We start from the raw sequence: 25,089 nt of genomic DNA, 5'->3' as shown, positions 1-25,089 counted from the left end.
CGACGAGCCGTCAGCCAAGCGGGTGGAACAGCAGGCGACGGTGTACAGCGGGACGTCGCTGCAGGCGGCAGGCGACATCAACCAGCCCACCATCATGGAGGCGCCAGCACCGGCCCGGCCGACGGTCATCCACGGACTGCCCCAGGACATCGCGGACTTCACCGGCCGCAGCGCAGAACTCCAGTCCCTCCTGGAGGCCGCGGCCCCCGGCCAGGCGGTGGCGGTGTACACGATTAATGGGATGCCCGGGGTCGGCAAGACCGCCCTGGTCACCCACGCCGCGCACCTGCTGGCCGACCGGTTCCCGGACGGGCAATTCTTCCATGACCTACACGCCCACACCCTCGGCCAAACCCCTGCCAAACCGGCCGACGTCCTAGCCGTGCTGCTTACCAACCTGGGGATCGATCCCCGCAACCTCCCCCCGACCCTGGAGGGACGCTCGGGTCTGTGGCGGGACCGGCTCGCTGGCAAACGGGTCCTGCTGGTTCTTGATGACGCCGCAAACCCCGCCCAGATCAAGCCGCTCCTGCCGGGCAGTGTCGACTGTCTGACGCTGGTCACCAGCCGTCGACGCCTGATCGCCCTGGACGGCGCCCACCCCCTGCCGCTGGACCCGCTGGAACCCCGTGAGGCCGCCGACCTCTTCACGCGCCTCGCCCATCGCCACCCCACCGGCAGCGAGGCGGACGCGGTTGCCGAGACTGTGCGGCTGTGCGGCTATCTGCCGATGGCAATCGGCCTCCTTGCCGGCCGCCTCCGCCACAAGGACAAGTGGACCATTGCCCAGTTCGCGGCCGACTTCGCCGCCGCCCGGGACCACCTCGGTGAACTCGACGCCGGTAACGGTGCCATCTATACGGCCTTCGCCCTCTCCTACCAGGAGCTGTCCTCCGACCAGCGGCGGCTGTTCCGCCGTATCGGTCTGCACCCCGGCGTGGACATCGACGCCTATGCTGCGGCCGCCCTTGACGGCACTCCCCTCACCGCAACTCGCCGCCACCTGGAAGCGCTCTACACCGACCGCCTCCTCGACGAACCTGCCCATGACCGCTACCGCCTCCACGACCTCCTGCGCACCTATGCCCACGCCCTCACCACCCACAACGACCCGTCCAAGGACAGCCAGCAGGCCACGGACAGGCTCCTGGACTACTACCTGAACAGTGCTGAAGCTGCGGATCACTACCTCGCGCACCGCATCGGGACCGCCACTCCGCCGCCGGGCGCCCTCCCCACCGCGCCGGGGCTCTTTTCAAGGGCCGAGGCGCTGGCATGGATGCTGACCGAACGAGCCAACCTATTCGCCTGTGCCCGCTATGCCAACACTCAGAGAAGACATTCACGGGTTATCCGACTCGCTGCGGCGATGGCTGCTTTCCTGCACCAGGAAGGCCCGTGGGATGATGCAATTACCATCCATCGGATGGCTGCGTCAGCAGCACGCAGCCTCGGCGTTCGCCGGCGTGAGGCAGACGAACTCAACCGGCTGGGTCATGTACAGCGCTTGAAGGGAGATCATGCGGCGGCACAAACTGCACATAGGAAGGCGTTAGCACTGTGTCAAGACTACAAGCACGGCAAAGCGGACGCTCTCACAGGGTTGGGTTCTCTGCAATTCTTGAAGGGCGGAGCAGAAGAATATACGGACGCGGCCGATCTGCTGGAACAATCACGGACCTTGTATCGCCAGATCGGACTATGGCGAGGTGAAGCAGCGGCTCTAAATACGTTGGGCTCGCTACGGCGCATGACCGGAGAGTACGCAACAGCTAATGCGAATCAGGCCCAGGCCCTGGCGATCTATCGCACCCTCGGTCTCAAATCGGGCGTGGCGGATAGCCTAGTCGAACTGGGCTACCTTCACTATCTCGCTAATGAGTATGAGGATGCTGCTGCCCTGCTGGAGGAGGCGCTGGACCTCTACCGCACGCTCAAGCACCGCCCTGGTCAAGTCAGCGCCCTCACTGTGCTTGCCGCCATTCGTCCACGACAAGGCCAGCGTGAAATTTCCGCACGCCTACTGGATCAGGCGCTGACCCTGTCCCGGGGCTGCGGTGCTTCATTGCATCAAGCCAACGCTCTCATCGAGTTGGGCTCGATGGGGCTTGTGGATGACAGTTTTGAGTCAGTGAGGGAATCACTGACAGAGGCTCTGCAACTCTTCCGCAGAATGGAGAATTTGGCGGGCCAGGCAGCCGCGCTCAACGGGCTGGGGACCCTGCACCACAGGACCGGGAATTATGAGACCGCTGCCGATATTCTGGAACAAGCGCTGGCTCTGTTCCGCAACCTAGGCGATCCATCAAGTGAGACCAATGTCCTCACCATGCTGGGCTCTGTGCACTGCAGCATGGGGAACTATGAAAGCGCTGCCGAGCTACTTGCGGAGGCGCTGACCCGGTATCGCAACCTCAAGGACCAGCACGGCGAGGCATGGGCCCTGAGCGCGCTGGGCGTCTTGCGGCGTCGAAACAGGGACTATAGAGGTGCCACCGACATGCTGGAAAAATCACGGTCGCTTTACCGCGAGTTAGGCGACCAGGAGAGCCAGGCGGAGATCTCCAATAAAATGGGAGCCCTACTAGCCGATTCCGGCGACGCGGAGGGGGCGCTCGCTCAGTACCAACAGGCACTGAGCCTCGCCCGCCAAACCCACATCCCGCTGGAAGAGGCGCGTGCCCTTGAAGGCGCCGCGCATTACAGGGCAGGCGCGGGGGATGTTCCCGAGGCGATCACGGGTCTCCGCACCGCCGTAGACATCTATCGGCGCCTCAGCGCCGCTGAGCTCGACTCCGCAGTTGCCTATCTATCTGTGCTAGAGACCGATGCCACTGACGATGGGCCAGCCGTTCATCAATCGACCGTCTGAAGGCCGGAGAAGGCATACGCGTGGCGGTTCCTGATCCGCCCGCACCAACCCGTCAGTTCGTGATCACGCGGAGCGCCAACCGGGGCGCCTTGTGGCCGGGACGCAGAGGGATAAGGGCAGGCAGGCGCTGATCGAGCTGGTGACGTCCGCGGTGGAGATGCACCACGAGACGAAGGCTGGCCGAGAGGCTGAAGAGGTCGCGAAGCGTCGCGAGGAGGAGCAGTTGCAGGCGGCGCACAGACGGCAGGACGAACGGACCCCCTCGGTCAGTCTGCGTACGGTTTCCGGCGGCTTGCCGACTTTGGGGCGCCGCAGGTGACGGGGCCGATTACTGGTGGGCTCGCGTATTCAACTGTCGTCAATTCTCCGCGATGATCAGCCCGATGGTGACTGGAGGTGATCTGAGGATGCATTCGCCGCCGCGCATCCTGATCGCCGTAGCCAAGTGGGCCCGCATCACGCCCGCCTTGGCGGACCTTCACGACCGTCAGGCCGAGTTGCGCGAGCAGGACGGCGCGCCGAGAGGCCGCCCTCTTTGCGGCGCATGCCGAACTCGCCGATTGCTCGAAAGTGGGCCTGTAACCCCAGCCTGGTGCCCCGAGCCGGAGATGTTCAGGAACCGCAGATGCAGGACTGCCCCAATGCCAGCAGTATGGCCGTGCGGCTGATCCTCTATAGATAGCTGCGGGGTCCGCCTTCCGCTTCCACTGAGGCGATCCGCTTCTTGACCTTGGGATTCGTGGCGAGATGTTCTGGAAGCTGCGTGCTCTGTGTGGGACGGGCAGATACCAGTTGCTCAACTGTCAGATCCTTGACGCGCTCCATGTCGGCTCCACTCAAGTTGGCAAGGTTTAAGCTAGCCCCCTGCAGGCTGGCCCAAGACAGAGTTGCCTTCTGTAGAAGGGCCTGGTCCAAGCGCGCGTTCGTCAGCGCAGCCTCTGAAAAGTGCGCCTTTTGCAAATCAGCACTGATCAGCCTTGCCCACCACAGGCGGGTCCCGGAGAGGTTTGCTCCATTCAGGTGCGTTCCGCTCATCTTTGCCCAGCCCAGGTGGGCCCCGGACAAATCGGCTCCCTCCAGGTGCCCTTTTTCTAAATTCGCGCCTCGCAGGTCAGCATTAGCCAGATTGAGGCGGAAGGGTTCGTCACGGTCGCGGGGCCGTCGGGCAAGTACGGTCAGTGCTGCCTGGACCGGTTCGTTCGGTCGGGTCTCCATGACCGTGTCCGTCTCGCTGGACGGGATAGGGGCCTGTTCGCGGACGAATGCAGCGAGGACTTCGACGATGGTGGTGTGGTCTTTCGGCGAGTCCCGCATGATGCGCTCCAGAGCGTAGATCCCACCGAGCTGCTCGACTGACTTATCGCTGGCAATCTGGCCGATGGCTTTGGTATATCGGTCGGTAACCTGTCCTTCTCGGTTTTGGTGCAGGGTGCGATGGGTATAGATAATGCCGACCGCGGCAAGGCTGCCTGCACCCATGGCCAGCAGAGCTGTGCGCATGCCGGTGACGGCGGTGGCCTGAGGCAGGGTGATGGTGGGCAGATAATGCTCATCGAGCCACCAGGGGACCCGCCACAGCGCTACCCCTATCGCGCCGATTCCGCCGAGTACCGCCAGGAATCCCCACACCCACATCCAGGGCTTCCGCCGCCTTTGCCTGGTGTCCATGCCCTCAGCACAGCCCACTTCCCACTGTTCGGGCCTCGCGGCTCGTCGACCCGTGCGAACAGACCACCTGGACGGAGGCCGCGCATCGGCGGCGCTTGGGACATCGGTACAGCCGTTGGCGCTGAGATGCTGGCCTGCGCTGCTCTCTTGCGTCCTGTTCTGCGAGGCGTTCAGAACGGAACGGTCTACTCGCCTTGCGTGTCCGGCCCCTCGCCGACGTTCTTGATGGCCGTGAAGAAGACCTCCACGAGTGCGTCCGGGATCCGGTACCCGAGTACCTTCCCGAAGCCGGGTCCCTGCGGGGTGACGGGCGCTGGCATGTCCGCCGGCCACCAGCCCTTGCGCTCCCCGCGCTCGAGGACCTGCTTGAGGCTGGCGGCGTGGCCGCGCAGGCTGCTCGTCTCGGTGTCGCGGAGGTCGTCTGCGGAGACATACCCGCTGCGGATGGCCGCCTCGCGGACGATCCTCTTCCCCCGGGCGGGCAGCGCGGTGTAGTAGCGCTCGGCGCGTTCGAGGGTCCAGTCGTTGTCGAGCCGGACGGTGGCAGCGTGCTTGGCCAAGAAGCTCTTGAGGTCGGCGTAGGCGGCTGCCGTCGGATTCTTGATCGTGAGGACGATTTCCACAAGGGACCCTTCGTTATATGAGACGCGGATAGACATCTGCTTGACGAGTGGTCACACGCTAGCGGGCCCCGATGGCTCGTTTACCAGACCTCTATCCACGTCTACTCAAACGAGTGAAGTGTTACCTGCGGTAACCGACAATAACTTCAATTGTTGTCGGTAATCTGATGCCCACACAGATCCGAGCTGGAGGAAGGTCGTGACCGTGAAGCGGTGGGAAGACATGAACGAGTGGGAGAGCCTGGCGCACAGGCTGCGGTGGGCCGGGCATGAGGCGCGCGATATTGAGAACCTGGTGCACCTCGTGGGAGCGCAGAAGGCCGGCGCCCGCGTCATCGAGCGCATCGAGCAGAAGCTGGCCGAGCACAACATCGGCCACCTGCCGATCAAGCTCCCCACCGACAGCACGCGCCGCGTCCTGCTCTACAGCAAGGAACACAACGGGATTGGCTCTGTCCTGAGCCTCGTGCACGAACTCGCCCTCGCGGACCCGGCGGACGAGCAGAACGCGACGGTCCACCGCCTGGACACGCTTCTCAAGCACGTCACATCGTCCGTGCTGAAGGACCGCGGGGCCCGGGACCGATGAGCCTCCGCGAGCGCGACGACGAGATCGTCGACGCCGAACTAGTCGATGACCGCGAACTCGCGCTCGTCGAGGCGCCGGCGCCCCGGCTGCTCGTCGACCACGACACCGTGCTGTACCCGGGCCAGGCACTGCCCACGGTGGCGGACGGCCCGGTCTACAGCGAGCGGGACCTGTACGTCAGCGACGAGACCGCCGCGATCCTGCAGGACACCGACCCCACTGACACGGGCCCTATGCGCGCCTTCAAGAACTGGTGCGCGCAGCAGGGCCGGGTGCCGGTGCCGTGCACCACGGCCACGTACACCGAGTACGGCCGGCACCTGATGAGCCGCGGCCTCAAGGTCTCGACGATCACGAACTACATGTCGCGAATCAGGACAGCCATGCCGCCCGGGAAGAAGCCGGACAACAGCCTCTACCTGCGGCTTCTGGAGGACTACCGGAAGGGCAACAAGCGCGCCCTGCGCGTACGCCGGGCCTTCCCGATCACCCTGCCGTACCTCATCCCGATGATGGAGAAGGCGGAGCAAGACGGCCGGCCCGTCGGCTGGCGCGACGCGGCCCTGTTCGCCTTCGGCTACCGCTTCCTGGGCCGCAGCGTCGAAGACGCCAACCTGGAGATCGAGGACCTGACCTTCACCGAGGGTGGCATCCTCGTCTGGCTCCCCGAGGACAAAACGCACGACGAGGAGCAGAACCTCGTCCTGATGGACCGGCCTGACATCCAGCTCGTCCCTCGCCTCACCCGGTGGCTCGACTACATGGCCGAACAGGGCATCACATCCGGCCCCGTCTTCCGGCAGGTCCTCAAGAACGGCAAGGTGGCCACCGCCGAGACCCGGGCCAAGACCGCCACGGTCCGGGGCCTGCACCTCCGGGGCCAGACCGTCAACGACAGGGTGAAGCACTGGTTCGGCGCGGCCAGGCTGACCACCGACGGCCGGCACGTCTCCTCCCAGGGCGTACGCGCCGGCGCCGCCACCGACCTCGCCCAAGCCGGTGCCACCGACGACGAGCTCGAGCGCGCCGGCCGCTGGCGGCCGGGCTCCCGCATCCCCCGCACGGTGTACGTCCGCCCTGCCCAAACCGAACGCAAGGACCCGTTCAACAAGGTCCCCATCCACTCATTCGCGCGGGACGGTGGTGAGCACGCTGGATAGGCCAGGGTTATGCGGCAGTCACCGCGACGAGCTCGCGAACGCCACTGATGTGGGGGTGCTTGGCGTAGAGGTCGTCAACGATCTGTCGAATGGCGGGCCGGTCACGGACCTCTCCGGGGGCGAGCCGGGCCGCGGAGAGTAGTGCGCCGACCGTCTGATCCGGCTTGGCGCGCTGCCACCAGGCGCGTGCGAGGTCGGTGTGCATACGGCCCTTGCGCTCGATGGTGGGAAACTGATCGGCGTGCAGGTTCCGGCCAGCCTCAAGGGCGGTGCCGGCGTCGCCGAGTGCCCAATGGACACCGACCGCGTAGAGATCGACAGCTGCCGGGGTGATCGGGAAGAGACGTCCGGCCGGCGCAGCGTCGGGCAGGTCGCGTGCCGCGCGGGCGGCTTCCCGGATCATGGCGAGCGCCTGGTCGCGGTCCCCTGCGATGGCGGCCGTGTAGGCAGTGCTGCACAGCATCTGCGCGAAGGCGGCGGCCTGGGCTTCCGTGGCGAGGCCGGTGGCCTCCACGCGGGCGACAGCGGCTTCGATGTGCGCCTGGGCCGCGGCTTCCTGGCCCTGATGGCGTAGTACGGCGGCGAGTTCGCGGGTGGCGGCAGCCGCGGCAAGCGGGGAGCCGGACACCTCGGCGTACAGGGTGGCCCGGTCTGCCGGCCTTGGGGCACAGTGGTACAGCGGTTAACGCTAAGCCGGTGATCATGGGATCGGGGCAGGTCGTGGGCGGGACTACCGCAGCTCGGCGTTCGGGTGGGGCTGGGTCTGGAGCCGTTCGCGGAGGTTGGTCTCCTCAAGGGTGAGTGGGTCCTCGGGCCGCCGGATGCGTACGGGCTTGGGCCGTAGCGGCAGACCGTCGTCGGCCGCAGCTTCCTCGGCTTCCGGCCTCGGGGAACATCGGTACAGCCGTTGGCGCTGAGAACGATCATGGTCGGCTAGCACACAGGCTGAGGACTCCGCTGGGGTTCACGGAAAGATCGCTAAGTGGGCATCGGGGCTGACTACGGTCCGATCGTGCCGGTGGAATTTCTAACTGATGAGCAGGCCGAGGCGTACGGGAAGTTCACCGAGGAGCCGACCCGCCCTGAGCTGGAGCGGTTCTTCTTCCTGGACGATGTCGACCGCGACCTGATCGCACTGCGGCGCTCCACGCACCACCAGCTCGGCTTCGCGCTCCAGATGTGCACGGTGCGCTACATCGGCCGGTCCCTCCCGGATGACCCGCTCGACGCGCCGTGGCCGGTGGTCGAGCATCTGGCCGCGCAGCTCGGCATCGAGGACCCGTCGGTGGTGAAGCGGTACACCGAGCGGCCGAAGACGGCGTACGAGCACGCATGGGAGATCCGGGACGCCTACGAGTACCACGAGTACGAGGACCCGGAGTGGTCGCGGCGGTTCCGCACCTTCCTGCACGGGCGGGCGTGGACGCACGCCGAGGGCCCGAAGGCTTTGTTCGACCACGCGGTGGGCTGGCTGCGCCGTAACCGGATGCTGCTGCCCGGGGTGAGCGTGCTGGCCCGGCAGGTGTCGGAGGTCCGGAAGGTCGCGGACCAGCGGCTGCACGCCACTGTCGCGGGTGCCGCCCGCCGCGCGGATGCGGCGCTGCCCGGGGACCTGGTGGCGACGCTGAAGACGCCGGAGGGCTCCCGGTTCTCGGAGCTGGAGCGGCTGCGCCGGCCGCCGACGCGGACGACGGGCACGGCGTTCGCCCGCGCTCTGGAGCGGGTGGACGAGATCGGCGCCTTCCAGCTCGGGCGGCTGAAGCTGTCACAGATCCCGCCGAACCGGATGGCGGTGCTGGCCCGGTACGCGCTGGGGTCGAAGGCGGCGTTGCTGGAGCGGGCGGCGGAGCCGAAGCGCACGGCGATGCTTACTGCGGTGATGCGGCATCTGGAGGCGAAGGCCATTGACGAGGCCCTGGACCTGTTCCAGGTCCTCATGGCCACCCGGCTGCTGAGCACGGCGAAGCGCAAGACGGAGAAGGAGCGGCTGTCGACGCTGCCGCAGCTGGAGAAGGCGTCACGCACGCTCGCGCGGGCGGCGAAGGTGCTGTTCGAGGAGCTGGAGCTGGTCGAGGAGCACGGCACGGACCTGGACGTAGCCGCCCTGTGGGCAGCGGTGGAGGAGGTCGCCCCGCGCGCCGCCGTCATGACAGCGGCGGCCACGGTGGTCTCGCTGGTGCCGGAGGACGAGGGCTCTGCCGACGTGGCGATGCGGGCCGCGCTGGCGACCCGGTACGCCACGGTGCGTCCGTTCCTCGCGTTGCTGGGCGAGTCGAAGGCGCTGGACGCTGCGAGCGCCGGAAAGCGGGTCCTGGCCGGGGTCCGCAGCCTCCCGGCGCTGGCTCGGCGCAAGACGGGCATCAAGCCGCTGCTGCCGCGCGAGGTGGACGACAGGCTCGTGCCGCCCGCGTGGCGCAAGACGGTCTACGCCAACCCGGATCTGCCGCAGGGCGCGGTGGACCGGGACGCGTATGTGGTGTGCGTGCTGGAGCAGCTGCACCGCGCGCTGAACAACCGCGACGTGTTCGCCGCGCCCTCGCACCGCTGGTCCAACCCGCGGGCTCGCCTGCTGGAGGGCCCCGAGTGGGACGCCGTGTGCGACGACGTCCTGGCGGCCCTGAGCCTGGACATGCCCGTCGAGGAGCATCTGGCGGAGCTGGTGCGGGGCCTGGACGCCGGGTGGAAGCAGCTCGCCGAGCGCCTTGAGGAGGCGGGGCCGGCGGCGAAGATCTCCGTCGAGGTGCAGGACAACGGGCGGGTGAAGCTGCACGTCGACAAGCTCGGCGCGCTCGGCGAGCCGAAGTCCCTGGCCTGGCTGCGCCGGCGGGTCGAGAAGATGCTCCCGAAGATCGACCTGCCGGACCTGCTGTTCGAGGTGAATGCCTGGACCGGCTTCCTGGACGCCTTCGTGCACCTCGGGGACGGCACGACCCGGATGAAGGACCTGCCCACCTCGGTGGTCGCGCTGCTGGTGTCGGAGGCGTGCAACATCGGCCTGGCCCCGGTGGTGAACCCCGGCTACGAGGCGCTGACCCGGGCCCGGCTCGTGCACGTCGACCAGTACTACCTGCGCGCCGGCACCATCGTCGCGGCGAACGCGGCGCTGATCGCCGCCCAGGCCGCCGTGCCCATCGTGAAGTTCTGGGGCAACGGCCTGCTCGCCTCGGTGGACGGGCTGCGGTTCGTCGTTCCCGTGCGCACGATCAGCGCGGCGCCGTCGCCCAAGTACTTCGGCTTCAAGCGGGGCATCACCTGGCTCAACGCCGTCAACGACCAGGTCGCGGGCATCGGGCAGATGGTCGTCCCCGGCACCCCGCGCGACTCCCTGCACATCCTGGACGCGCTGCTGAACCTGGACGGCGGGGTGAAGCCGGAGATGGTGGCGACCGACAATGCCTCGTACTCCGACATGGTGTTCGGCCTGTTCAAGATCCTCGGTTACAACTTCAGCCCGCGGTTCCGTGACCTGGACGACCAGCGGTTCTGGCGGGCCACGATGCCGGGTGTGGTGACGGGCACGTACGGCGCGGTGGAGGACCTGGCCAGCAACCGCGTGAACCTGAACAAGGTGGTCACGCACTGGCCGGACATGCTGAAGGTCGCCGGTTCCCTGGTCACCAACCAGGTCCGCGCCTACGACCTGCTGCGCATGTTCGGCCGTGACGGCCGCCCGACTCCGCTGGGCGCGGCGTTCGCGGAGTACGGGCGGATCGCGAAGACCGAGCACCTGCTGCGCGTGGTCGACCCGGTGGACGACACCTACCGTCGGCAGATGAACCGGCAGCTCACCGTGCAGGAGTCCCGCCACAAGCTGGCCCGCGACGTGTGCCACGGCAAGCGCGGCACCATCCACCAGGCGTATCGCGACGGCATGGAGGACCAGCTCGGCGCGCTCGGCCTGGTCCTCAACGCCATCGTGCTCTGGACAACGAAGTACATCGACGCCGCCGTCGTCCAGCTCCGGGCCGAGGGCCATGAGATCCGCGAGGAGGACATCGCGCGCCTGTCCCCTCTCAAGCACGCGAACCTCAACCTGCTCGGCCGCTACAGCTTCACCGCCTCGACTCCGGCCGCCGGCGCCCTGCGACCGCTGCGGGACCCGGACGCGCGGGAGCTGGACGAGGACGACGAGGGAGAGGTGTGAGCCAGCTGTTCGGCAGATGCGTGGTACTGGCCGGAGGGTGTCCGGCTATTGGGCGGTGTAGCCGCCGTCGATGGGCAGCGCGATACCGGTGACATAGCTGGCACCGTCGCTGCACAGCCATAGGACGGCCTGGGCGATCTCCTCGGCGGTGCCGAGGCGGTTGATGGCCTGCCCGGCTTCGGCCCGGTCGCGGTCGAGTTCGCCGCCTTCGACCATGGCGTCGACCATGGGGGTGGCGATGGTGCCGGGGCAGACGGCGTTGACGCGGACGCCGCGCGGGCCGTATTCGAGGGCGGCGCTCTTGGTCAGGCCGATCACGCCGTGCTTGGTGGCGTGGTAGGCGGCGCGGCCGGGGTTGCCGACGAGGCCACCGAGGGAGGAGCAGTTGACGATGGCGCCGCTGCCCTGATCGCGCATGTGGCGCAGTTCGTGCTTCATGCTCGCCCAGATGCCGCGCAGGTTGATGTTCTGGACGCGGTCGAACTGCTCGGCGCTCTCGTCGGCGGCGTCGGTGGGCGGGGGCATGATGCCGGCGTTGTTGTAGGCCATGTCGAGCCGTCCGAAGGTCTCCACGGTGCGGTCGACGGCGGTGGCGACCTGGTCCTCGTCGGTGACGTCGCAGACCAGGGCGAGGGCCCGGTGGCCGGCGTCGGTGAGTTCCTTCACGGCGGCGTTGACGGCGTCCTCCTTGATGTCGGCGAGGCCGACGGCGGCGCCCGCCTGCGCGAAGGCGCGGGCGGCTGCCAGGCCCATGCCGGAGGAGGCTCCGGTGACGAAGGCGACCTGGCCGGTGAAGTCGTAGGTGGGGTTCATGGCGTTCTTCTCCCGTCGAGAGGTGGGTGTGGGGGCAGCTGGCGACGTGCGTCAGTGGCTCCAGGTCACCGATGCCCTTTCGCCGCCCTGTACGGAGCCTGAGGTAGTGCGCTGGGCCACGATGCGGGCTTGGCGACGGGTGCCGGTGAGGGCGAGGGCGATGAGCGGCAGGAGGGTGAGAGCGGCCAGGGCGCCGCCGACGAAGACCGGCCCGGTCAGTCCGAGGGAGCTGTTCAGGGCGGTGCCGGCGAGGGCGGAGCCGGCGGCGATGCCGGTGTTGTACGCCGAGGTGGTCAGCGCCGAGGTCAGGGTGGGGGCGTCGCCGGCGAAGCGGACGGCAAGGGAGGTGACGACGGGATTGACGGTGAACCCGGCCAGGGCCATCAGGAACACCAGCGCGACGGCGGTCACCGGCCCCCTCGACAGCGGGATCAGCGCGAGCAGGGCCAGGGCGGTCACGGCGGCGGCTGTGAGCGTGGTGGCCATCGGGCGGCGGTCGCCGTACCGGCCGCCGATGGCGGTGCCGCCCAGGGCGCCGAGCCCGAAGATGATCAGCACCAGCGGGACGGCCCCGGCCGGAATGCCGGCCCGGTCGGTCAGTAGCGGCGTGATGTAGGTGTAGGTGGCCAGGACGCCGCCCATGATCAGGATGGCGGCGGCCAGCGCCAGCCACAGCGGGCCCTGACGCAGGGCCCGGACCTCGGCCCGTACCGACACCTCGGCGCGCTGCTGCGTGGCGGGGATGAAGCGGCCGACGAACACGGCCGCGAGCGAGGCGAGGACGGCCAGCGCCCAGAAGGGGCCGCGCCAGCCGGTGTACTGGCCGACGAAGGAGCCGACCGGCACGCCGACGACGTTGGCCAGGGTCAGGCCGCCCATCATGACGCCCACCGCCTGGGTCGCGCGGGCGGGGCCGGCGGCGGCAGTGACGATGACGAAGCCGACGGCCCAGAAGGCGCCGGTGGCCAGCGCGGTGATCACCCGGGCGGCCAGGACGAGGTTGAAGGAGGAGCTGAGCGCGGCGGCGACGTGTCCGAGGGCGAAGACCACCAGAGCTGCGACGAGGGTCAGGCGGCGGGGCAGGCGCAGGGTGGCCAGGGCCATGGTCGGCCCGCCGACGATCATGCCGATCGCGAATGCGGTGATCAGCAGGCCGGCGTGGGAGACGCTGGTGTCCAGGTCGCCGGCGATCTGTGGGAGCAGTCCGGCGATGACGAACTCGGTGGTCCCCATGAGGAACGTGCCGGCGGCGAGCACCCACACGACGAGGGGCAGCTTGCCCTTCCGGGTGCTGGCGGCGGAGGCCATACAGGTACTTCGCTTTCTCTTCGTGGGCCCGGGCCGTCGCCCGGGGCGGGGGTGGGGTCAGGAGGAGGGTTCGATGGTGATGCGGGTCGCCCGGCCGAGCTGGTCGGCATCGATGTCGAGGTGGCCGAGGATGAGCAGATCGGCGGAGGGGGCGGGGCCGTCCTGGTAGAAGAGGGCGAGGTTGCCCCAGGGCGCGTAGTAGGCGATGTCGCCGACCTTGGCCGCAGCCGGTTTCGGGGCGCCGTCGGTGGTCAGCTCGCGGGGCAGGTCGGCAACCCGTTCCGTGTTGTGGAAGTCCGTGAGGTCCAGGGTGAGCGGCAGCAGCTCGGCGAGGTCACGGGCGGCCGGGCTGTTGTTCAAGGAGGCCTTGAGGGGGCGGCCGTCGAGGGTGACCTGGATGCCCATGGGGGTGCTCCTCTGGGAGGGGGATGAGGGGGTGGGGACCGGCGTCTGCTGCTGTGGCGGGGACGCGGCGGCGGAAGACGCGCGGGCTGAGGACGGGGAGGCCGGGGTGCTGTTCTGCGTGGAGCACGCGGTCACGGCCAGGAGCGTGGCTGCCGCCGCAGCACCGACCAGCCCGGAGCGGACTGCGGAGTGCATGAGGGTGTCCCGGGGGTGGTCAGGCGGGCATGGGCTCGGCGTAGTGCCGGAAGGCTCCGCGCTCGGTGTGGATGGCGTACAGGCGTTCCGCCAGCGCATCGGGGCTGGAGTGCTCGGCGTCCGGGCTGATCGCGCCGGGCACGATCAGCTGGGCGGTGTGGATGTTCTCCGGCGCGAGGGCGTCGTGGAGCATGGCCGCGTAGGCGCTCTCAGCGGCGAACGCGACCGAGGTGCCGGCCACCTTGGGGTTCGGGCGTACGGCGCTGGCGCCGTTGACGAACAGCAGCGTGCCCCGCCCCAGCTCCCGCATCCCGGGCAGCACGGCGTTCACACAGGTCACGGGGCCCTTGACGGAGAAGGCCAGCGGGTCGTCCAGGTCGGCCGCACTCGTCTCCAGGACCGGCTTCATGAAGTCACCCCGGGGCACGGGGCTGAACTGGAGGACCTCGATGGGCCCGAGCGTTTCAGCGGCTTCGTGCAGTGCCGCGGTGAGGGAGGCGGGGTCGAGGACGTCGGCGGTGAACCCGCGGGCGCGGACGGCGTCCCGGGCCAGCTCGGCTACCAGGTCGTCCTGGTGCTGGGAACTGCGGGAGATAAGGGCGACCGAGTGGCCGGCGGTGCCGAAGCGGCGGGCGGCGGCCAGGCCCAGGCCGGGGCCTGCGCCGATGAGGGCGAAGGTGGTCACGAGGGTCCCTTCCGTGTTCAGTTGGTGGCGGGGGCGGCGGCGTACTCGGCGTCGGTGACGGGGGTCAGCCAGTGCACGACGTCGTGGGTGTCGTCGCCCTCGTTGATGGCCAGGTGGACCATCAGCCGGTTCGGGGCAGCGCCGTGCCAGTGCTCTTCGCCGGCCTCGAACAGGACGCGGTCGCCGGGCAGGATGACCTCGACCGGGCCGCCGCGGCGCTGGCACAGGCCGATCCCTTCGGTGACGAAAACGGTCTGGCCGAGGGGGTGGCGATGCCAGTGGGTGCGGGCGCCGGGCATGAAGTGCACCAGAGACGCGATGACCCGGGAAGGGGACGGGGCGGCGGCGACCGGGTCGATGTAGACGTCCCCGGTGAACCAGTCGGCCGGACCCTTGGCGGTGTCGATCGAGCTGCGGGTGATCTGCACAGGGGTGCTCCTTGTACGGGTGGCGGGAGGGGTCAGGGCTGGAGGAGGGCCTTGATGGCGCGGCGTTCGTCCATCGCCCTATAGCCCTCGGCGACCTGATCGAGGGGCAGGGTGAGGTCGAAGACCTGGCCCGGGTCGATCGCCCCGGTCAGGACGCGGTCGATGAGGTCGGGGAGGTAGCGGCGTACCGGGGCGGGGCCGCCGCGCGGGCCGACGTGGGAGAAGAACAGCTCCTGCCCGTCGAGAGCGACGTCGTGCGGGACGCCGACGAAGCCGACGTTGCCGCCCGGGCGGGCGGAGTACAGGGCCTGGCTCATGGCCTGGGCGGTGCCGACGCACTCCAGAACGCTGTCGGCGCCGATCCCGCCGGTCAACTCCTTGATCCGCGCGACACCCTCATCACCGCGTTCAGTGACGATGTCGGTGGCGCCGAACGCGCGGGCGAGCTTCTGCCGGCTCTCGTGGCGGGACATGGCGATGATCCGCTCGGCGCCCAGTTCCCTCGCCGCGATCACCGCGCACAGGCCGACCGCGCCGTCCCCGACCACCACGGCCGTCGCCCCGGGCTTCACCTCGGCGGCGTCCGCGGCCCACCAGCCGGTGCCCATCACGTCGGAAACCGCCAGCAGCCCCGGCCAGAGGCTCTTGTCCGGCACGCTGTCGGTGGCGACCAGGGTGCCCTGGGCGTTGGGGATGCGCACGTACTCGGCCTGGCAGGTCGACATGAACTCGCGGTGCAGGCAGTTCGACTGGAAACCGCCCCGGCAGTTCGCGCAGGTGTTGTCGGAGGTCGCGAAGGAGCCGACGACGAACTGGCCCGGCTTCACCGAGGTGACCTCCGAGCCGACCTCTTCTACGAAGCCGATGTACTCGTGCCCCATCGGGTGCGGGTCGCCGATCGGTTCCGCGCCGCGGTAGGGCCACAGGTCCGAGCCGCACACACAGGTCACGGCCGTGCGGAGGACCGCGTCCGTCGGATGAATGATCTTGGGGTCGTCCACGGTCTCGAACCGGACGTCGCCGGGAGCGTGAATCACTGCGCCGCGCATGAGAGAAGTTCCTTTACGTGCCGAGGCGCACCGCCGCCGGAAGGCCGGGGACCGTCGCCGTGTGCAGAGACGGGTGCCTGGCCGCCGAGACGAGGCGGAAAGCACCACGTCATCCAGGTAACCCCGTGCTCGCGCCCGGAGCGAGACACCATCAAGGGGTGTACCGGCAGTACATCCCTATAGCCGCGTGCGGGACGTACCGTCGAAGGCGTGGACAACCAGGAAGAGGTCCGCGAGTTCCTCACCTCGCGGCGCGCGAAGATCAGCCCCGAACAGGCGGGCCTGCCCGGCGGGAGCCGCCGGCGGGTGCCCGGCCTGCGCCGCAGCGAGGTCGCTGCCCTGGCCGATGTGAGCGTGGAGTACTACGCCAAGCTGGAGCGCGGCAACCTCGCCGGCGCTTCCCCGGCCGTCCTCGAAGCCGTCGCCCGCGCCCTCCGGCTCGACGACGCCGAACGCGCCCACCTTCTCCACCTCGCCCAGGCCGCCGACGGCTCCGACGCCCTGACCCGGCCCCGCCGCCGCACCAGCCGCGCGTGGACGCCGCACAGAAGCTTGCAGTGGACCCTGGACGCGATCACCGCCGGTCCGGCGTTCGTCCGCAACGGCCGCATGGACGTCCTCGCCGCCAACCAGCTCTTCCAAGCGTTCTACAGCGACCTGTACGCCAGCCGCGGCAACCAGCAGAACCTGGCCCGCTTCACCTTCCTCGACTCTGCCGCCCGGCACTTCTACCCCGACTGGGACGCCTTCGCCGACATCACCGTCGCCATCGTCCGCACCGAAGCCGGCCGCAACCCGCACGACAAGGACCTGCACGACCTGGTCGGTGAGCTGTCCACCCGCAGCGACGAGTTCCGCACCCGCTGGGGCGCCCACAACGTCCGCCACCACAGCACCGGCACCAAGCACTTCCACCACCGCACCGTCGGCGATGTCACCCTCGCCTACGAAGGGCTGGACATGGCCGCCGAACCCGGCCTCACCCTCACCATCTACACCGCCGAACCCGGCTCGCCCTCCGAAGAGAGCCTGCGCCTGCTCGCCTCCTGGGCTGCCACACCCCAGACCCACGCGCCCCACGCCAACGACTGATGATCCCGACGCCTCTCATCGCGTCGGCCCCTGTCGTCAAAGGATCGAATGACGACAGGCGCGGCGGCCATCCAATGAACCCGGACTTTTCACGGCATCACGACGGCGCCGATCCAATCGGATTTGATGACGGATGATGACAGGGTTTGCTGACAGCCAGGGGTCGAATGCGGCCACCGAGACGGGGAACGGCATGGCCAACCTGATCTACAAGCGGGTGTCGACCGACCAGCAGTCGACTGACCGTCAGAACCTCGTCCTGGACGAAGCCGGGATCGAGGACCCGGTCGTCTTCGAGGAGGCCGCAGGCACCTCCAGCCGCCTCCACCCGCTGGAGCGTCCGAAGTTCGCTGAGCTGCTCGTGTACGCGCGGCCGGGCGACACCGTGCACATCTCCGAGATGTTCCGCCTCGTTCGCGGGACCAGCCACATCCTCGACGTGCTCGACGTCCTGCACCGCGACCAGGTCGCCCTGCGCATCCACGACGGCGCGTTCTCCGCGATGGACCTCACCGCCCGCCACCCGCGCACCGGCGAGCTGCTGTCCACCGTGAAGTTCATGGTGCAGACCCTCGCCGCCGCCGGCGAACTCCAGCGAGATCTCCAGCGCGAACTGACCTACGACGGACTGCGCGCGGCCGAGGCCAACGGCCGCAAGGGTGGCCGCCGCCCCGCAGTGGCGGCCGCGAAGACCTCCGACGTGCGCACCGCGTACCTGGAAGGCCGCTCGATCGCCGCCCTCGCCCGCGACCACGGCGTCAGCCGCGGCGCGATCCGCACAGCCGTCGCCGACCTCCTGCCCGACCACACCGCCACCGAGAAGGACAGCCCAGCCCCGGAACTGCCGGCCACCCTCGACATGCCCGGAAAGGTCGCCGACTTCCTTCGCACCACTGAGCTGGAGCCCGCCGAGCGCGCCGCGCTCGACCAGGCGGTGACCGTACGGCGCGGCCAGGGCTACACGCTGCGCGTCAGCGCCGTCCCCGCCGTGCACCTCGGGCTCCTTGCCCGCTGCCAGCCGCTCGACGGCGGCCACGGCGTCCCCACGGTCCCGGCCCAGCGCAAGGCCCGGCGTGAGTACGAGAACCGCGTCAGACCCCTCACGCCGCCCTGACCATGATCGTTCTCAGCGCCAACGGCTGTACCGATGTTCCCCGAGGCCGGCTTCCGCGAGCGCCCGGTACAGCGAGGCGACCGACGGGGACTTGCCCGCGTTCTTCCCGACCTTGATGGTCAGCTTCTTCGCGATCTCGGGGACGGGGACGCCCTTGTCCTTGAGCGCGACGGCGAAGGTGAGCATGTCGTCGTCGATGACCTTCGGGCGTCCGCCGTGGTTGCCCTTGGACGCGGCGATGACCTGGCCTTCGAGGGTCTTCTCCCGGATGTAGTTGCGCTCGATCTGCCCGGCCACGGCGAGGACGGCGAAGAACATGGCGCCCATGCCGTTGGGGTCGTAGATCCCGGTGAGGGGGCCGGTGAGGAGTTCGAGCTGGATGCCGTCGGCCTGGAGCTCGGCGGACAGCGTCATCAGCTCGGCCGCGTTGCGCGCGAGGCGCTTGAGCTCGTGGACGGTGAGGATGACGGGCGTCTCGGGGGCGGCCTCCTTGAACTGGTGGGCCAGCGCGAGCGCCTTCTCCAGCTCGGGCCGGATCTTGACCCGGGTGCTGATGCTCCTGGAAGACCTTGTGGCACTCCGCCCGGTGCAGGGCTTCGAGCTGACTCGCCAGCTCCTGCCGCGCGGTCGACGTCCTGGCGTACCCGATGCGGACCGGGCGCTCGGTGCGGGGCGCGGGCACGACGGCGAGCGCCGGGCCCTGCTTCCACGCGCGGCCGGGGTGGCGGTCAGCGGGGACGAGCACTTCGAGTTCCTCGCGGGGCGCGGGGACGAGGACGAAGCGGGGGGTGTGGTACTTCGCGGCGGTCTTACCGCCGCGGGTACGGCAGGCGGAGCCGGCGGGCGCGTCACAGTTCGGGCAGTCGTGACGTTCTACCGCCAATGCGGCCCGATCGGGCGTGAGATCCATCCGGGAAGTCTCTTAGAAATGCCTCGCACAACGTGCGGGTTTCGAGAGGACTTTTGCGAACGGCGACCTGCGGAAACGTGATCACTCCCGGGGCTCTCGCAGAACTCTCACAGATGAACATTTGTGAGAATGGTCCCACGTCCGCACGCGCGAGGGAGCTTTGCCTCGGCACCGATGATCTCGATGTTCGCCAGCGCATGGCCAGCGTGACCCCTGCGGGGGGACACCACGTCCCTGCCTGTGATGATCTCTCCGGACAACGAGGAGGACATGATGGGTGACAGGGAAGACGGGCCGATGAGCCAGAGCCGCCTGGACGACGGTAGTGTCCGGTTCCGCGTCGGCGATGTGCTGACGCTGGAATGCCCACTCACCGAAACAACAGTCACTTCGGTCTCCCGCTCCTACGTGTCCGTGCGGTGGCCGTGGAATAGGGTCGATCCGGAGGCGCACGGCTTCTGCTGGAACGGCGAGACCGCTCTGCCAACGCCGGAAGCCTTCGACTGGGACCGCACCTACTTCCGTACCGTGCCGCCGGAACCGAGCCTCAAGGCTGGCGACACCTGCCTGGTGGGAATCGTCCCGACCGTGGTGCACGTTGCGTCTGTCCACCACTTCGATCCACCTCTGGTGACCGGCATGCTGCCCCGCCCCGCCTGCTACCTCGAAATCCTCCGGCAGGGCGAGGCCCATGCTCCCGAGCTTGAGGACCAGGGCTATGCCCTCGATCCGGTGGGCGGCGAACCGATCCGCATCGAGTTGCTATTCCGCCCCTACTCCTTCCTCGAGGCAGGCGACGAGGTCGTTGACCAAGGCGGGCGTGCCTGGCGGTTTGATGGCCCCTGGGACTGGCGCCCCTTCGACGCGCAGCAGCCCACTACCCCGACCTGGCCGCTGAGGCTCCTCTCCCGCAACGGCGATCCGAGACTCGAGGAGACCGTGGTGGTCGCCCAGCAGACGGAAACCGGCAGCCACGAAGACGAGCTGCAGCGTTGGACTCAGCTCGCCCTTGCCAGGCCATCCAGCAACCAGCCGTAGTCGAACCTGGCGCGATCCAAGTTCCCGCTCCAAACCGTCGGCCCAGCTCCCTGGAGGGGGCATGCGCAGGGCGGTTCGTTGCTGGTCAGTCCCGGCGGGCACCCTGGACGATCTGATCGATGACAGCTGCGGCCCGCTCCGGGTCTTCCTTCAGCCACCTGCCGAGGTGGTCCTGGACGGCTTGTCCGACACAGTCGCGCACTTCGGAGTTGCCCAGCACGCCGTGCGTGGCGCCCTCGAATTCGGGACGGTCCAGCTTCACCGACACGACCGCCGTCAGGCCCTCGCCGATCCGATCGGAGGCAATGTCGGGGTCCGTAGGCGTCAGCAGCCTCTGCTCCCGAGCGTACGCGGTGACCGCGGCCGCCAGCCCGTCGCGGAAGCCCAGTACGTGCGTACCGCTGTCGGTGGGCCGGCTGTTGGCGAAGCTCTGCACCCGCTCGTCAGGGCAGCTGCACCAGCGGAAGGCGACCTCCATCACCCCTGCCATTCGAGGGTCCTCGCGCTCGAAGGCGATGGTGTCCATGGGGGCGGACGCCGCGGTGTGGCCGTCGAGGAAGTCGACGAAGTCCCGCGTCCCGCCCGGGAAGCGGAGCCGCACTGAACGGGACTCATCCGGGCGGCGCAGGTCCGTCAGCGAGATTTCCAGACCCTGGTTCAGGAAGGCCAGTTCTCTGAACCGCTCCTCCAGTCCCTCGAACGAGAACTCCATGGCTCCGAAGATGTCGGCGTCGGGCCAGAAGGCAATGGTGGTCCCGCTTCCGGTCGCCGTTCCCACCTCGGTGAGCGGCGTGGTGGCCACGCCGCGCGCGTACTCCTGGACCCATCGGACTCCCTCGCGCCGCACCTCGGCCGTCATCCGGCACGCCAGGGCGTTGACCACGGCGGGGCCCACTCCGCAGAAGCCGATCGTCACGTCGTAGCGGCCTCCGGTACCCACTCCGGCCTGCATTTGGGTGAGCAGGGCTTCGAGCCCGGGACCGTCGGCGCCCTCCGTCCCGTCCTTGGGAACGCCCGGTCCGTCGTCGGCGACACGCACGCCGCCGTCGGGTGTCAGGGTGATGTCGACGGAGGCGGCACGGCCGGCCAGGACCTCGTTCACCGCCCGGTCCGCGGCCTCGAACACCATCTGACGCAGGCCGCGTTCACTCGTCGAGCCGATGTACATCCCGGGCCGCTTCCGAACAGCTTCCCACCCCTGCAACACCTGAATGTGGCTGGCGTCGTACTTGGTGTCTTCCTCGCTCACGATGTCCCCTCCGATGATGTCGAGCAGAACCTCCCAGGTTAGATAGATCCCGGAAAAACACCAGGTCAGAGCTGTTTCTCCGATGCCGCTGGCGGAGGCGTGAGCGACTGTCTGGAGGCATTCGGTCCGGAGGTCGCGAACCGGTGCCGGGGTGCGGCTGCGGCCCTATCGAGGGCTTGAACGGCACCGTTACCAGCGACCCCCAAGGCCCCAATTTCGACTCCGACAGGTCCTCCCCTAGCCAGCACCTGAACTCGGGCGACAAACGGACTCCGGTGGGCCGCCAAAGTCCCCTGGGACTGGCGCCCCTTCGACGCGCAGCAGCCCACTACCCCGACCTGGCCGCGCCCCGCGAGGAACTCGAAGTGCTCGTCCCCGCTGACGGGTGAGCGTGTTGGCCCGGAAGGTGGCGGACTCTTCGCCAGTGACATGCCGAAACACTCGACGGGCGCGTGATCGGCTTCACCGGTACTCCGGCCCGGCCTGGGCAGCTGCTCCTGGAGCTGCCCGGGCCGGGCGCCGGGTCCGCTCCCAGCGCGTCACGGGGACGTTGGCCGCGCAGGTCGCGCGTGCCGTCGCCGCCGGCCCCGGAGCACGCGGACGGACGGACGACGGCGAGGCGTACACCCCCTACGAGGGGGCGCCCCTCCTGGTGGAGATCCTCGCCGGAACGACCCGGCATGCGGTGGTGACCGTGACCCGCGTCCGCTGAAGCCGAGCGGGTAGGGCGAGAGCCCGTGTGCGACCGACGGGCACGGGCTATCGGGGAGACGGGGACAGTTCAGCCGCCAGCTGGGTAGCTCGACAGCCGGTTGTCTTCCAAGACCAACCCGGCGTAGGCGTTGACGAGGAGGGGTGCGGCTTCGGGCCTGGTGGGCATGTCCGCGCCGGTCCGCGCGTCCAGGGCCACGGGACCTCCTGCTCCACGCCCGTATACCCGCCCGTGCCAGACCGCGGTCACCGTCGGGGGCCTGCGCCCCTGATCGCCGTCGCCGAGCGCCCACAGCAGCTTGCCGGTGGCCGCGTCGACCGCCGCGACGGCGAAGCCGCTTGCGCACACCAGCGTCTGGCTCAGGTCGTAGGTGCAACTCACCGCGCGCATGCCTGGCGGCATGGTGGCACGGGTCTGGCCACTGGTCACGTCCAGCAGCAGGTCGGCGGTTGGGGCGACCTGCGGACCTGCGACGCGTACCGTGCCGGGCCCGGCTCCGTTCATGATCGCGGCGTACGTCTTCTCCCCGCGCCACTTCTCGGTGCCGGTGGCGAGGTCGACGCCGAGTGGAACGGTGGTGAGGGGTTCGACGTGGAGCAGGCCCACGGCCATGCCGGTGCCCGTCTGGATCGCCTCCAGGCCGGGTTGTGTCCAGCGCAGGGCGTGGGAGGCCGTGTCGATGCCGTACGACACCGCGTTGTCGCCGCCGGTCACGGTGACGACAACCGTACCGTCCTCGGCGCCGATGGCTGCGGCCTGCACCTTGCCCGAGGACTGGAACGCCCAGTCGGGCAGCTGGATCGTCGTGCGCCAGGCGGCCTTGTACGGGGGCGTCGCGCTGATCGCGACGAGCTCGACCATCGCGCCCGCGGTGTATGTGCCGGAGGCGGGCTTGGTCAGGAGGAAGGGTACGAGCACTTCGTTGTCGGCCAGGACCGGCGGCAGGACGTAACCGTCGGAGTCCTGCCGCAGGGCCTTCCCGCGCGCTGACTCCTCCCCCACGATGCGGCCGTCGGCGAGGTCGATGACCTGCACCCCGGTGGGGGAGACGACGAAGGCGGTGGCGTCGTGCAGCAGTATCGGCAGATCCTCGCCGCCGCCGCGGACCTGTCCAGCGAGGTTGGTACGGCCCTTCGTGGCCGCCTCGGGCAGCGGCACCCGCCCGCGTACGTCGAACCATTGCGGGGGATCGTGCGGGGTCAGCCGTTTCGCCGCAGCCGACGAGCTCGCGGCCGCCGGCGGTGTGCTGCTGCCCTGTTTGGCGTCGTCGGCCGCCGGGCCGCATCCGGCGAGCAGAACTGCGGTCAGGGACAGGGTAAGAACTAACGGCCGCGGAGCACGCACAGATACCTCACTCGGAGTCGGGCAAGCAGGCGATGATCACCACGGACCATACGCCCCGCCGTTGGGCCGACCAGGGGATCCGGTCACCCTTGCGGGGAAGCGGCACCTGCCAGACGGCGGACGTCTTGTCGGCGGCGGATTCTACGGTCGCGCCATGTCCACCCCCCTGACACAGCCCGGCCACGAGCCCCCGCACCCGTTGCCGGCCGCGTCCTCAACCGAGCGCCGGCCCCTGGCCGTCGAGCTGGACGGTGTTCTGCGACCCGTTCCCGGCCACTACCACCGCTCCGGCCCCTTCACGGGCCGCCTGATCACCGCCGCACACTTCCGCGGCTCCTGCGAGATCGACGGAGAGTGCCCGGTACCCCTGCGCATGGCCCTGCACCGGCCCATGGCGAGCACCGACCGGCGCCTGATCGTCTTGGACGACTTGTCCACGCAGTGGGTGATGAGCTTCACCGCCTGCCACGCCCACCGCTACTACAAGATCACCGGCTTCTACTGATCCCGCTCGCGACGCCACCAGCCACCGGCGCAGCAGCACCCGATGGCCGCCCCACCACACCCACGAGAGGACATGTCGCAGGTGACCACCACGGAGATCAAGCGGGCCTATCGCTTCGCCCTCGACGTCAGCCCGACCCAGATCGAGATCCTCCAGCGGTACGCGACCGCGTTCCGCTGCGCCTACAACTTCGCCCATGCCTTCTTCTTGGCCCACGACCGGATGTGGGAGCGCGGCCGCAACTCCCTGATGGCCGCCGGGATGGACCGGCGCGAGGCCAGCGCGAAGGCCCCCAAGGTCAAGAGGCCCGGACGGGACCGGGCACAGGCCTTCTGGCGGACGACCCGCGGCGCACAGCTCATCGGGCCGTTGACGTCAATGGCACCGTACATGCACGTCTAAAAGAGCAGGTCAGCGGACTTGTGCGCGAATCGGTAGCCAGCGGGGTATACCGGTTGGCATACTCGAATCATGGCTGACACCAGTGTGAAGATCGACGACACCACCAGGGACCGCCTGAAGGCCCTGGCCGATGCCGCGGGCGTGTCCATGAAGGACTACCTCGCTCGTGTCGCCGCGGAGAAGGAGCACGAGCAGCAGCTCGACACCGCCACGGCCGCGTTCCGGCGGGTCATCGGCGCGCCCGGGATCCTGGACCGGTTCGACGCCGACTTCGGCGGGTTGCCGCCGGCCGCCGCACACGACACCCCGCAGGCGGCCTGACCCTGTGGAACTGCTCGTCGACTACCGATGGCTCCTGGACCGCCAGGAGGACATCCTCCGCTCCCACCTGACCGTCAACGACCTCTCCGTCCTCGTCGGCATGGCGGCCCGGCATCGGGTCAACACCCCGCGCCTGGACCAGGCCGACCCGGACGCCTTCTGGCGCGCCGCCGTATTCCTGGAGGAATGCGTACTCCTGCGCCCGCTCCCGGCCCGTAATGAGGCGTACGGGTACGGCGTCGCCATCGCCTACCTCGAGGCGTCGGGGAAGCGCGTCGACACCCGGTACGAACCGTGGCGCGACCTGATCAACGAGATCCGTGCCCTTCGCCTCGACTCGTATGGCATCGCGGACCGACTCCGATCCATGCAGCCGTAACGCCGACGGCGCGCAGGCACGGACACGGGACCACGATTGGCGCTACCGGAACCGCGCGTGCCGGGGCGCAACCGGAGCCGCCAT

Annotated in this window: 23 protein-coding genes and 2 pseudogenes; 12 read left to right on the top strand and 13 right to left on the bottom strand. The window is 69.0% G+C overall.

Features of this window, described 5'->3' with window-relative positions; translation table 11 throughout:
- Positions 1-22: 22 nt before the first annotated feature.
- Positions 23-2,872 (top strand): tetratricopeptide repeat protein, encoded by a 2,850-nt coding sequence (locus ACZ49B_RS24390; RefSeq protein WP_468309498.1) that lies wholly within the window; start codon positions 23-25, stop codon positions 2,870-2,872.
- 672 nt (positions 2,873-3,544) lie between these two features.
- Here ACZ49B_RS24390 and ACZ49B_RS24385 read toward each other — a convergent pair.
- Together ACZ49B_RS24385 and ACZ49B_RS24380 are read right to left on the bottom strand one after the other, a co-directional pair.
- On the bottom strand, positions 3,545-4,540 hold the full coding sequence (locus ACZ49B_RS24385) for a pentapeptide repeat-containing protein (RefSeq protein ID WP_468309495.1): 996 nt from the start codon (positions 4,538-4,540) through the stop codon (positions 3,545-3,547).
- Between the two features lie 185 nt (positions 4,541-4,725).
- Positions 4,726-5,163 (bottom strand): hypothetical protein, encoded by a 438-nt coding sequence (locus ACZ49B_RS24380; protein ID WP_468309492.1) that lies wholly within the window; start codon positions 5,161-5,163, stop codon positions 4,726-4,728.
- 199 nt (positions 5,164-5,362) lie between these two features.
- On the opposite strand from ACZ49B_RS24380, the gene ACZ49B_RS24375 reads away from it, so the two are divergent.
- Both ACZ49B_RS24375 and ACZ49B_RS24370 read left to right on the top strand, forming a co-directional pair.
- A complete protein-coding gene (locus ACZ49B_RS24375; protein ID WP_468309489.1) occupies positions 5,363-5,752 on the top strand; it encodes a hypothetical protein in 390 nt (129 codons plus the stop codon).
- Positions 5,749-6,912 (top strand): tyrosine-type recombinase/integrase, encoded by a 1,164-nt coding sequence (locus ACZ49B_RS24370; RefSeq protein WP_468309486.1) that lies wholly within the window; start codon positions 5,749-5,751, stop codon positions 6,910-6,912. The genes ACZ49B_RS24375 and ACZ49B_RS24370 overlap by 4 nt, the downstream gene beginning before the upstream one ends.
- Before the next feature lie 7 nt (positions 6,913-6,919).
- On the opposite strand, the pseudogene ACZ49B_RS24365 reads toward ACZ49B_RS24370, so the two are convergent.
- A pseudogene (locus tag ACZ49B_RS24365) lies at positions 6,920-7,570 on the bottom strand (transcriptional regulator); the annotation flags it as partial.
- A gap of 354 nt (positions 7,571-7,924) precedes the next feature.
- Between ACZ49B_RS24365 and ACZ49B_RS24360 the strand changes: the two are divergent.
- Positions 7,925-11,056, top strand: a complete 3,132-nt coding sequence (locus tag ACZ49B_RS24360) for a Tn3 family transposase (RefSeq protein WP_468309586.1) — start codon at positions 7,925-7,927, stop codon at positions 11,054-11,056.
- A 45-nt stretch (positions 11,057-11,101) separates the two neighbouring features.
- Here ACZ49B_RS24360 and ACZ49B_RS24355 read toward each other — a convergent pair whose 3' ends face one another.
- From ACZ49B_RS24355 to ACZ49B_RS24330, 6 genes are all read right to left on the bottom strand, one after another.
- Complete coding sequence (locus tag ACZ49B_RS24355; protein WP_468309483.1) at positions 11,102-11,869, bottom strand: SDR family NAD(P)-dependent oxidoreductase; 768 nt, start codon at positions 11,867-11,869, stop codon at positions 11,102-11,104.
- Positions 11,870-11,920: 51 nt separating this feature from the next.
- Positions 11,921-13,177 carry an MFS transporter gene (locus ACZ49B_RS24350; RefSeq protein WP_468309480.1) on the bottom strand — a complete coding sequence of 419 codons (1,257 nt, stop codon included), beginning with the start codon at positions 13,175-13,177 and terminating at the stop codon, positions 11,921-11,923.
- Positions 13,178-13,234: 57 nt separating this feature from the next.
- Positions 13,235-13,582, bottom strand: a complete 348-nt coding sequence (locus ACZ49B_RS24345) for a cyclophilin-like fold protein (RefSeq protein WP_468309477.1) — start codon at positions 13,580-13,582, stop codon at positions 13,235-13,237.
- 214 nt (positions 13,583-13,796) lie between these two features.
- Positions 13,797-14,462: an SDR family NAD(P)-dependent oxidoreductase gene (locus tag ACZ49B_RS24340; RefSeq protein ID WP_468309475.1), complete on the bottom strand. Its 666-nt coding sequence runs from the start codon at positions 14,460-14,462 to the stop codon at positions 13,797-13,799.
- A gap of 17 nt (positions 14,463-14,479) precedes the next feature.
- Positions 14,480-14,890 carry a (R)-mandelonitrile lyase gene (locus ACZ49B_RS24335; RefSeq protein WP_468309472.1) on the bottom strand — a complete coding sequence of 137 codons (411 nt, stop codon included), beginning with the start codon at positions 14,888-14,890 and terminating at the stop codon, positions 14,480-14,482.
- A 32-nt stretch (positions 14,891-14,922) separates the two neighbouring features.
- On the bottom strand, positions 14,923-15,939 hold the full coding sequence (locus tag ACZ49B_RS24330; RefSeq protein WP_468309470.1) for a zinc-dependent alcohol dehydrogenase family protein: 1,017 nt from the start codon (positions 15,937-15,939) through the stop codon (positions 14,923-14,925).
- Between the two features lie 210 nt (positions 15,940-16,149).
- On the opposite strand from ACZ49B_RS24330, the gene ACZ49B_RS24325 reads away from it, so the two are divergent.
- Complete coding sequence (locus ACZ49B_RS24325; RefSeq protein WP_468309467.1) at positions 16,150-17,031, top strand: helix-turn-helix transcriptional regulator; 882 nt, start codon at positions 16,150-16,152, stop codon at positions 17,029-17,031.
- 193 nt (positions 17,032-17,224) lie between these two features.
- Positions 17,225-18,145 carry a recombinase family protein gene (locus tag ACZ49B_RS24320; protein WP_468309464.1) on the top strand — a complete coding sequence of 307 codons (921 nt, stop codon included), beginning with the start codon at positions 17,225-17,227 and terminating at the stop codon, positions 18,143-18,145.
- Between the two features lie 12 nt (positions 18,146-18,157).
- Here the strand turns inward: ACZ49B_RS24320 and ACZ49B_RS24315 are convergent, their stop codons facing one another.
- A complete protein-coding gene (locus tag ACZ49B_RS24315; protein WP_468309462.1) occupies positions 18,158-18,997 on the bottom strand; it encodes a recombinase family protein in 840 nt (279 codons plus the stop codon).
- Positions 18,951-19,055: pseudogene (locus ACZ49B_RS24310) on the bottom strand (zinc finger domain-containing protein); the annotation flags it as partial. The pseudogene ACZ49B_RS24310 and the gene ACZ49B_RS24315, both read right to left, overlap by 47 nt.
- A 243-nt stretch (positions 19,056-19,298) precedes the next feature.
- On the opposite strand from ACZ49B_RS24310, the gene ACZ49B_RS24305 reads away from it, so the two are divergent.
- Positions 19,299-20,093, top strand: coding sequence for a hypothetical protein (locus ACZ49B_RS24305; protein ID WP_468309459.1), 795 nt, complete (start codon positions 19,299-19,301; stop codon positions 20,091-20,093).
- Positions 20,094-20,178: 85 nt separating this feature from the next.
- Here the strand turns inward: ACZ49B_RS24305 and ACZ49B_RS24300 are convergent, their stop codons facing one another.
- Positions 20,179-21,342 carry an ATP-binding protein gene (locus ACZ49B_RS24300; RefSeq protein WP_468309456.1) on the bottom strand — a complete coding sequence of 388 codons (1,164 nt, stop codon included), beginning with the start codon at positions 21,340-21,342 and terminating at the stop codon, positions 20,179-20,181.
- A 550-nt stretch (positions 21,343-21,892) separates the two neighbouring features.
- On the opposite strand from ACZ49B_RS24300, the gene ACZ49B_RS24295 reads away from it, so the two are divergent.
- Positions 21,893-22,054: a hypothetical protein gene (locus ACZ49B_RS24295; RefSeq protein ID WP_468309453.1), complete on the top strand. Its 162-nt coding sequence runs from the start codon at positions 21,893-21,895 to the stop codon at positions 22,052-22,054.
- Between the two features lie 69 nt (positions 22,055-22,123).
- Here the strand turns inward: ACZ49B_RS24295 and ACZ49B_RS24290 are convergent, their stop codons facing one another.
- Positions 22,124-23,398: a hypothetical protein gene (locus ACZ49B_RS24290; RefSeq protein ID WP_468309450.1), complete on the bottom strand. Its 1,275-nt coding sequence runs from the start codon at positions 23,396-23,398 to the stop codon at positions 22,124-22,126.
- Positions 23,399-23,552: 154 nt separating this feature from the next.
- Between ACZ49B_RS24290 and ACZ49B_RS24285 the strand changes: the two genes are divergently transcribed.
- The 4 genes from ACZ49B_RS24285 (at position 23,553) to ACZ49B_RS24270 (ending at position 25,005) form a co-directional block, all read left to right on the top strand.
- Positions 23,553-23,903: a hypothetical protein gene (locus ACZ49B_RS24285; protein WP_468309447.1), complete on the top strand. Its 351-nt coding sequence runs from the start codon at positions 23,553-23,555 to the stop codon at positions 23,901-23,903.
- An 81-nt stretch (positions 23,904-23,984) separates the two neighbouring features.
- Positions 23,985-24,305 carry a hypothetical protein gene (locus ACZ49B_RS24280; RefSeq protein WP_468309445.1) on the top strand — a complete coding sequence of 107 codons (321 nt, stop codon included), beginning with the start codon at positions 23,985-23,987 and terminating at the stop codon, positions 24,303-24,305.
- A gap of 69 nt (positions 24,306-24,374) precedes the next feature.
- On the top strand, positions 24,375-24,626 hold the full coding sequence (locus ACZ49B_RS24275; protein ID WP_468309442.1) for an antitoxin MazE7: 252 nt from the start codon (positions 24,375-24,377) through the stop codon (positions 24,624-24,626).
- A 4-nt stretch (positions 24,627-24,630) separates the two neighbouring features.
- A complete protein-coding gene (locus tag ACZ49B_RS24270; protein ID WP_468309440.1) occupies positions 24,631-25,005 on the top strand; it encodes a toxin Doc in 375 nt (124 codons plus the stop codon).
- The last annotated feature ends 84 nt before the right edge of the window (positions 25,006-25,089 follow it).

The sequence above is a fragment of the Streptomyces sp. NPDC031132 genome (assembly GCF_055570595.1).
The sequence above is the reverse complement of the archived record's forward strand: the minus strand, read 5'-3'. Positions and strand labels throughout refer to the sequence as shown.